Annotated in this window: 10 protein-coding genes; all 10 read left to right on the forward strand. The window is 66.9% G+C overall.

Annotation, left to right across the window (positions count from 1 at the left end; genetic code table 11):
• A partial coding sequence (locus D6682_06150) for a hypothetical protein (GenBank protein ID RMH50792.1) occupies positions 1-92 on the forward strand: 92 nt, incomplete at its 5' end.
• Between the two features lie 11 nt (positions 93-103).
• Positions 104-1,264, forward strand: coding sequence for a type III-B CRISPR module RAMP protein Cmr6 (cmr6, locus tag D6682_06155; GenBank protein ID RMH50793.1), 1,161 nt, complete (start codon positions 104-106; stop codon positions 1,262-1,264).
• The gene (locus tag D6682_06160) at positions 1,257-2,444 is read left to right on the forward strand and encodes a TIGR02221 family CRISPR-associated protein (protein RMH50794.1); all 1,188 of its coding nucleotides are present in this window, start codon (positions 1,257-1,259) and stop codon (positions 2,442-2,444) included. The genes cmr6 and D6682_06160 overlap by 8 nt, the downstream gene beginning before the upstream one ends.
• Positions 2,437-2,739: a CRISPR-associated protein Csx16 gene (gene csx16, locus D6682_06165; GenBank protein ID RMH50795.1), complete on the forward strand. Its 303-nt coding sequence runs from the start codon at positions 2,437-2,439 to the stop codon at positions 2,737-2,739. The genes D6682_06160 and csx16 overlap by 8 nt, the downstream gene beginning before the upstream one ends.
• Positions 2,666-3,328 carry a hypothetical protein gene (locus tag D6682_06170; protein ID RMH50796.1) on the forward strand — a complete coding sequence of 221 codons (663 nt, stop codon included), beginning with the start codon at positions 2,666-2,668 and terminating at the stop codon, positions 3,326-3,328. The genes csx16 and D6682_06170 overlap by 74 nt, the downstream gene beginning before the upstream one ends.
• Before the next feature lie 365 nt (positions 3,329-3,693).
• A complete protein-coding gene (locus tag D6682_06175) occupies positions 3,694-3,978 on the forward strand; it encodes a CRISPR-associated endonuclease Cas2 (GenBank protein ID RMH50797.1) in 285 nt (94 codons plus the stop codon).
• An 88-nt stretch (positions 3,979-4,066) separates the two neighbouring features.
• The gene (locus D6682_06180; GenBank protein ID RMH50798.1) at positions 4,067-4,255 is read left to right on the forward strand and encodes a hypothetical protein; all 189 of its coding nucleotides are present in this window, start codon (positions 4,067-4,069) and stop codon (positions 4,253-4,255) included.
• Between the two features lie 3 nt (positions 4,256-4,258).
• On the forward strand, positions 4,259-5,191 hold the full coding sequence (gene cas1 / locus D6682_06185; protein RMH50799.1) for a CRISPR-associated endonuclease Cas1: 933 nt from the start codon (positions 4,259-4,261) through the stop codon (positions 5,189-5,191).
• Positions 5,188-6,084 (forward strand): hypothetical protein, encoded by an 897-nt coding sequence (locus tag D6682_06190; GenBank protein ID RMH50800.1) that lies wholly within the window; start codon positions 5,188-5,190, stop codon positions 6,082-6,084. The genes cas1 and D6682_06190 overlap by 4 nt, the downstream gene beginning before the upstream one ends.
• Positions 6,075-6,398 carry a CRISPR-associated endonuclease Cas2 gene (gene cas2 / locus D6682_06195; protein ID RMH50801.1) on the forward strand — a complete coding sequence of 108 codons (324 nt, stop codon included), beginning with the start codon at positions 6,075-6,077 and terminating at the stop codon, positions 6,396-6,398. Before D6682_06190 ends, cas2 begins: the two co-directional genes overlap by 10 nt.
• Positions 6,399-6,606 lie beyond the last annotated feature (208 nt).

The following is a 6,606-nucleotide window of genomic DNA, read 5'->3' on the forward strand; positions in this document are numbered from 1 at the left end:
CGCTATTCCGGGCCGACAGCGAGCAATACCGGCTGGCCACCGAGGAGACGATGCAGCTGCTGCGCTGGCTCAGGCAGTTCGCGGATTCGTAAGGGAGGACAACATGCGTGCAGCCGTACCTTCATACATGCGCGACTTGGAGCAAGCCCCGCCGGGGCATCGTTTCGGCATCTACTTCGCGGGCTGGACCGAAGGCTGGCGGTTGGCGGACAAGCAGAAGCAGCAGGCGTTGGCCGGCATCCGGCTCGGCACTGGCGACCACGCGCGCCTCGATGCCCTGATCGCCCGCCAACAGGAGCAAGCCGGAAAACTCGGCGATGCGCTCTTTTCCATCGTGGCGAAATCGACTGCGCCGTTCGTCACCGGCATGGGCTACGAGCATCCGCTGGAGAACGGCTTTGCGTTTTTGAACCCCTATGGCCTGCCCTATCTGCCGGGCGCCTCGATCAAGGGGGTACTGCGCGATGCCGCCCGTGATGTGGGCATCGAGGATGCCGTGGCCGACAGGCTGTTTGGCAGCAGCAATGCCGAGGATGATGCCCGTCGCGGGGCGCTCAACTTCTGGGACGCCTTTCCGCAAGGAAAGCTGATGGTGGAGATCATGACGCCACACCATTCGGGCTACCTGCAGAATGGCGGCACGCCGCACGATTCGGAGAAACCCAATCCGATCCCGTTCCTCGCCGTAGCACCCGGCGCGCGGTTCCATTTCTTTGTCCAGCAAATCGGCGATGTCGGCGACTGCGACTGGCGGGAGGTGCTCGCACAGTGCTTCCAGCACGCCTTCGACTGGCTCGGCTTCGGTGCCAAGACCGCGGTCGGCTACGGTGCGATGAGCGAGGATCCGGCGGAGGTCGAACGGCGCAAACGCGCGGAGGCGGCGCGCAAGCGGGCCGAGGAGAAGGCCCGCCGCCAAGCGGAGGAGGAGCGCAAGGCACGCGAGGCCGAAGCGCGCAGGCAGGCCGAACTGGCGGCGATGCCGGCGCACCAGCGGGCGCTCGAACTGGCAAAAGAGGAACTTGAACGGCTGATTCCATGCATGCGATCAGGCGGCGACTACGGTCCGCTTCGCCATGTGGTGAAGGAGTTGATCGCCAACGCCCAGGGTTGGGATGCGACGGCGCGGCGCGAGGTCGCCGACTGGCTGGAGCAATCGCTCACCGCGCTGAAGAACGGCTGGCGTCATCCCGATCTGAACGCGAAAAAACGCAAGCAATGGGAGAAGAAACAGCGCGACGCGCTGGAGAAGCTTCGCCATGACTGACCTCCTCATCTCCTTCCTCGGCAAGCAGCGGCGGGCGGAGGGAGGCTACCGGCTTGCCCGCTACCGTTTCGACGACGGCGATCTGGTCGAGACCCGCTACTTCGCTCAGGCGCTCAGGCGCAAACTCAATCCCGACCGGGTGTTGCTGCTCGGCACTTCCGGCAGCATGTGGGATGTGCTGATCGAGGATTGCGATGCCGGCCTGATCGACGACGATACCCGGCTCGCACTGATCGACGCGGTGGATCGGGAGGCGGTCGATCAGCCGCTGCTCGATGCGGTGGCGCGTGCGGTCGCCTCCAGCTGGGGGTGCGAGGTGCGGCTGGGGTTGATCCCCTACGGCCGCGACGAGGGCGAGCAGATGGCCATCCTGCGCGCCATGGCCGATGGGGCGCAGGGCGCGGAGCATGTCCACCTCGATGTGACCCACGGCTTTCGCTCGTTGCCGATGCTCGCCCTGATGGCCGCCTTCTATCTGCAGGTGGCGCGCGGACTGGAGATCGCCGGCATCCACTACGGCATGTTCGAGGCGCGCGATGCAGAGCAGACCGCGCCGGTGGTGCGGCTCGACGGCCTGCTCCGCTTCGGCCGCTGGATCGGCGCGCTGCGCCAGTACGACAAGGATGGCGACTACTCGGTCTTCGCCGACCTGCTGGCGGAGGCCGGGGTGTCGGGCACGCGCCAGCTCGCCGAGGCGTCCTTCTTCGAGCGCATCTCCGATGTGCGTCGGGCGACCAGCCGCATCAGCACCGCGATCCACGGACTTGACCAGATCGATGCGGAGTCCCATCCCGCCGCCGCGCTGTTCGCCCCCGAGTTGCAGCAGCGGCTCGGCTGGTTCCGTGAACCGTCGCCGGCCCAACGGGAGTGGGCGCTGGCCGAAGCCTATCTCGATCGCGGCGACTACCTGCGCGCGGCACTGATTGCGCTGGAGGCGGCGGTCTCTTCGGAGATGGAGCGCCAGGGGCATGCGATCGCTGATTTCGAAGCGCGCCAAAAGGTTCACGATGAATTGCGCGAACACAACGGCCATTACAAGCGACTGAACAGCCTGCGCAACCAGATGGCCCACGGCAGCCGGAAAAAGAGCCGTGACAGCGAGCGGGCCATGCGCGACGAGCAAACCTTGTGCTCCACCCTCGGTAGCCTGATTCGTCAGCTCCGCAGTCGATATGGCTGATTCCACCGTCTGGTTCGTCTCCCGCCATCGGGGCGCGGTGGCTTGGGCCGCCCGCCACGGCATCATCGTCGATCGGCTGGTCGCCCACCTCGATCCGGACGAGGTGGCCGCCGGAGACACGGTGATCGGCACCCTGCCGGTCCATCTCGCCGCTCGGGTCTGCGCGCGCGGCGGCCGCTACCTCCACCTGAGTCTGGACATCCCGCCTGAACTGCGCGGGCATGAACTCTCCGCCGACGACATGGACTCCTGCCGCGCTCGCATCGAGCCCTACGAGGTGCGCCGTGTTCAGTGAGCCGACCTGGTTGCTGCTCGACCATTTCGGCATCCTGCTCGGCGATCTTCTGATGGGATGTACCGTCATCGGCGCCGTGGTCGGCTTCGTCCGCCGCAATGACCTGCGTCGCTGGCTGCGCACCAACAGCTTTCCCGAAGTCGGCGGCGAGTTCGATCCCGCCGAGCAGGACTGGGACGCGGTCGTCTTCACCGTCAGCCGCGAGGAGGTACCGCGCTGGGTGATGGAGCGCGTCCGTCCGCGCAGCGTCGCCTTCGTCGGCACCGAGCAGTCGCGTCCGGTGGTCGAGCGGCTCGCCGCCTTCTCCGGGGAGCATTCGATTCGGGTTGCGTCGAGCCATACGGTCGATGCCGACGACCCCGCCGACGCCCGCCGGGCGGTGGCGGCGGCGTTGACGGCGCTGCGCGAGGCCGGCCATACCCATCTGGCCGTCGATGTCACCGGCGGCAAGACGCCGATGAGCATCGGCGCCTTCATGGCCGCGGAGGAGCGGCAGAGCGACTCGATCTATGTGGCTTGCGCCTTTGATCCCCGGCTGAAGAAGCCGGACATGACCACCGCGCGCATCCTGCGCATCTCCGGCGGCTGACCGGATAGGTGATGGGTCGAGGTGATAGGTGATCAGGTGATGGAGGTGATGGGGTCGGACCATGATAACTATTTGATTATCCAGGGAAACGCCCCTGTTTTGACGGCATATACGGGCTTAGAGACGCCTTTTTAGGGCCAAAAAGCGGCCTCTAAGGGAATCTCAACGACGGAGATGGGAATCGTTAGCCCGCCCATTTTGGTGCCGAAATGGGGCTTCTAAGCAGGTAAAACGGCCGTTTTACCAGAAAATAACGCTAGTTATCAGTTGGTTCGCTTGGTCCGACCCCGACGGCCGACGGCCCCTTCCGCGCCGTCGCAAGCTTGCGACTGCTGCGCGGTTCTGTGCGGGCTTCTACCATGCGGGTGATGGAACGCCGTCTCTATCTCGCCGCCTACGATGTCGCCGATCCCCCCCGTCTGCAGCGGATGCTGGCGGTGGTCAAGCGCTACGCCACCGGTGGGCAGAAGTCGGTATTTGAATGCTTGCTGACCGAGGCCGAGCGCCGACGGCTGCTCGCCGCCACCCGCGAGGAGATGGACGATGCGGTCGATCGCTTTCTGCTGCTCCGGCTCGACCCGCGCTGCAAGCCGCAACTGCTCGGCCTGGCGCTGCCGCCGGCGGATCCAGAGTTTTTCTACTATGGCTGATCAAATCGCCAAAAGTCCGTCCATGGACTTTTTGCGATCCGATCATGGCTGATCGTTCAATCGGGGAGGGAACTCCATGTCTCATGAAATGGCGATTGCGGACATGTTTGCCGCCAACGAAGCGGGCAAGGTCCGCGTGCTGGTCAAGAGTGACCGCGAATGCTACATCCTCGGTGCGGACAACATCGGTCAAGGCTTCGCCTACGACCGGGAGGAGATCGAGGCTGCCGCCATCATCGCCTCGGTCTTCGAGATCGAGTGGGTCGAGGAGCCCTGAGCCGTGCAGACCCTGATCATCGACCGCAAGGGCAGCCGCCTCTCCCTGCGTGACGGCCGGCTGCGCATCGAGCTGCCCGACGGCGAGCGGACGCAGCACATTCCGCTGACCATGATCGAGCGGGTGGTGGTCACCGCCGGGGTCGATCTCCACACCGCGCTGCTCGGGGCGCTGGCCGAAGCCGGGGTGTCGCTGCTGATCCTCTCCCCGCGCGACCATCGCCGCATCGCCATCGTCACTCCGCCCCACGGCCGCGACCATGCGGTGCGCCTGGCCCAGTACAGGGCGGCGGTCGACCCGGAGCGCTGCGTCCGCATCGCCGCCGTAGTGGTGCGGATGAAGCTGCTCGCCCAGTGCCGCAACCTGCGCCGGCTGGCCCGTCGTCCGGCGCCGGTACGCGAGGCGTTGCGCACCCTGCCGGAGCTGGCCCGTCGGCTGCGCGATCCGTCCGACATGACGCTGGGCCAGGTGCGCGGCCTGGAGGGTGGGGGTGCGGCCTGCTACTTCGCCGCCCTCGCCGCCGCGCTGCCCGAATCGCTCGGCTTCACCGGGCGCAACCGCCGTCCGCCGACCGATCCGCTCAACGCCCTGCTCTCGCTCGGCTACACGCTGCTCCACTTCGATGCCGTGCGCGCGCTGCTCGCCGCCGGTTTCGACCCCTGCATCGGCTTTTTGCACAGCGCCGAGTACAGCCGCGAATCGCTGGCCTGCGACCTCATCGAACCGCTGCGTCCGGCGGTCGACCGCTTTGCGCTCGACTGCTTCCACCGCCGGCTGCTGCGGCCGGAGCATTTCGTTGTCCAGCAGGGGGCCTGCCGCATGGGCAAGGCCGCCCGGCGCGCCTTCTACATCGCGTGGGAGGAGTTCGCCCCCGTGCCGCGGCGGGCGTTGCGCCGCGCCATTCCCATCCTGCGGCGCGAGGGGATCGGCTGTTGAGCGCTGAGCGTCTGCCGCTCTACCTCGGCGCGCGGGCCGCCGTCCGGCTCGATGACGGCCCCAGCCTGGTGCTCTCCGCCGAGGGGCTGGCCGGCAGCCGGGTGCCGCTCGACCGCATCTCGCGCCTGATCGCGCCGGTCGGCTGCGGGTTGGACGAGGAGGTGCTGCTGGCCTGTGCCCGCCGTGGCATCCCGGTGCTCTGGCAGGAGCGGGACGGCACGCCGCTGGCCTGGCTGGTCACTCCCGGCCGCCCGCCGCGGCTTGGCTGGCGCGAGCGGATGGCCGGCGCGGTCGCCAGGTCCGACTGGCCGGCCCGCTACGGCATCTGGCGCAGCGCGCAGCTGGCCATGGCCCGGCGGGTGCAGGAGGAGCGGCTGGAAGGCTTCTCCTTCGGAGCAGCGCTGGCTCGTGGATCATATGGTTGCGGTGTGCCGGGGGAGGCGGCATCGACGGGCGCGGCTGCACAGGATTGGGCCCGCCATACGCGGGAGGATGGCTCGGATCCATGGCTCGATGCGCTGCTTCGGCGCACGGCCATCCCGCTGTGGCTCGGGCGCTGTGCCATCGGGCGCTGGCGGGGCTGTGCGTTGCTGTTGCTGGCCGAGCACTGGCAGGCGATCGGTGTGGATGCCGCCGCCATGGTCTGGACGGCGCGGCGGGTCAACATCGGTGCCGACATGGCCCGCTGCCTGGCCCTCGGCATGCTGGAGCCGGGTTTTCGTCGCAAAAGCAGCCTGCGTCTGTGGCGCCGGATTGCGCTGCACGATTGCGCCGCCGTCCAGCACACCGCCGTGACCCTGTTTGAGCATCACAAGGTGGCCATGCTGCACCTTGCCGCCGCGTTGCACGATCGGTTTCACCGCTGGCTGCTGGAGCTGGAGTCATGCCGCTGAACCGGCGCATCCCCTGCCTGATCTGTTACGACATCGCCGATCCGAAGCGGCTGGCGCGGCTGCATCGCAAACTGGCCCGGGAGGCGGTGATGGTGCAGTACTCGGTCTACTACTGCGAGCTGACCGCCGCCGCCATCGAGCGGATCAAGGAGATGATCGCCGGGATTATCGATCCCGGCGCGGATGATGTGCGCATCTATACCCTGCCGGAGCGCTTTGACCTTGCGCTGATCGGCCAGCCGGCCAACGACAGTTTGCCCGTGCTCAGGCGGCGTGCTAACCTGCGCAAGGTGGAGGATGGCCCTTGCCCGTGACGATGTCTCAGAAAATCATGATACTTTCCTGCAAAACCATCATCACTGGTGAACACCGCTCCCTGCGCCGATGTATGGAATGGCGCCGTGCAACCATCGGTTTTTCCAGCATCTCTTGCGTGGGGGCGATCTGAACGCAGACCCGATCTTCAGGGGATTACGACCGTCAGGGCGGCGGCGACCGCTAACTTCGTGCCGCATCTGAACG

The sequence above is a fragment of the Zetaproteobacteria bacterium genome, from assembly GCA_003696765.1.
In the GTDB taxonomy this organism is placed as follows: domain Bacteria; phylum Pseudomonadota; class Zetaproteobacteria; order Mariprofundales; family J009; genus RFFX01.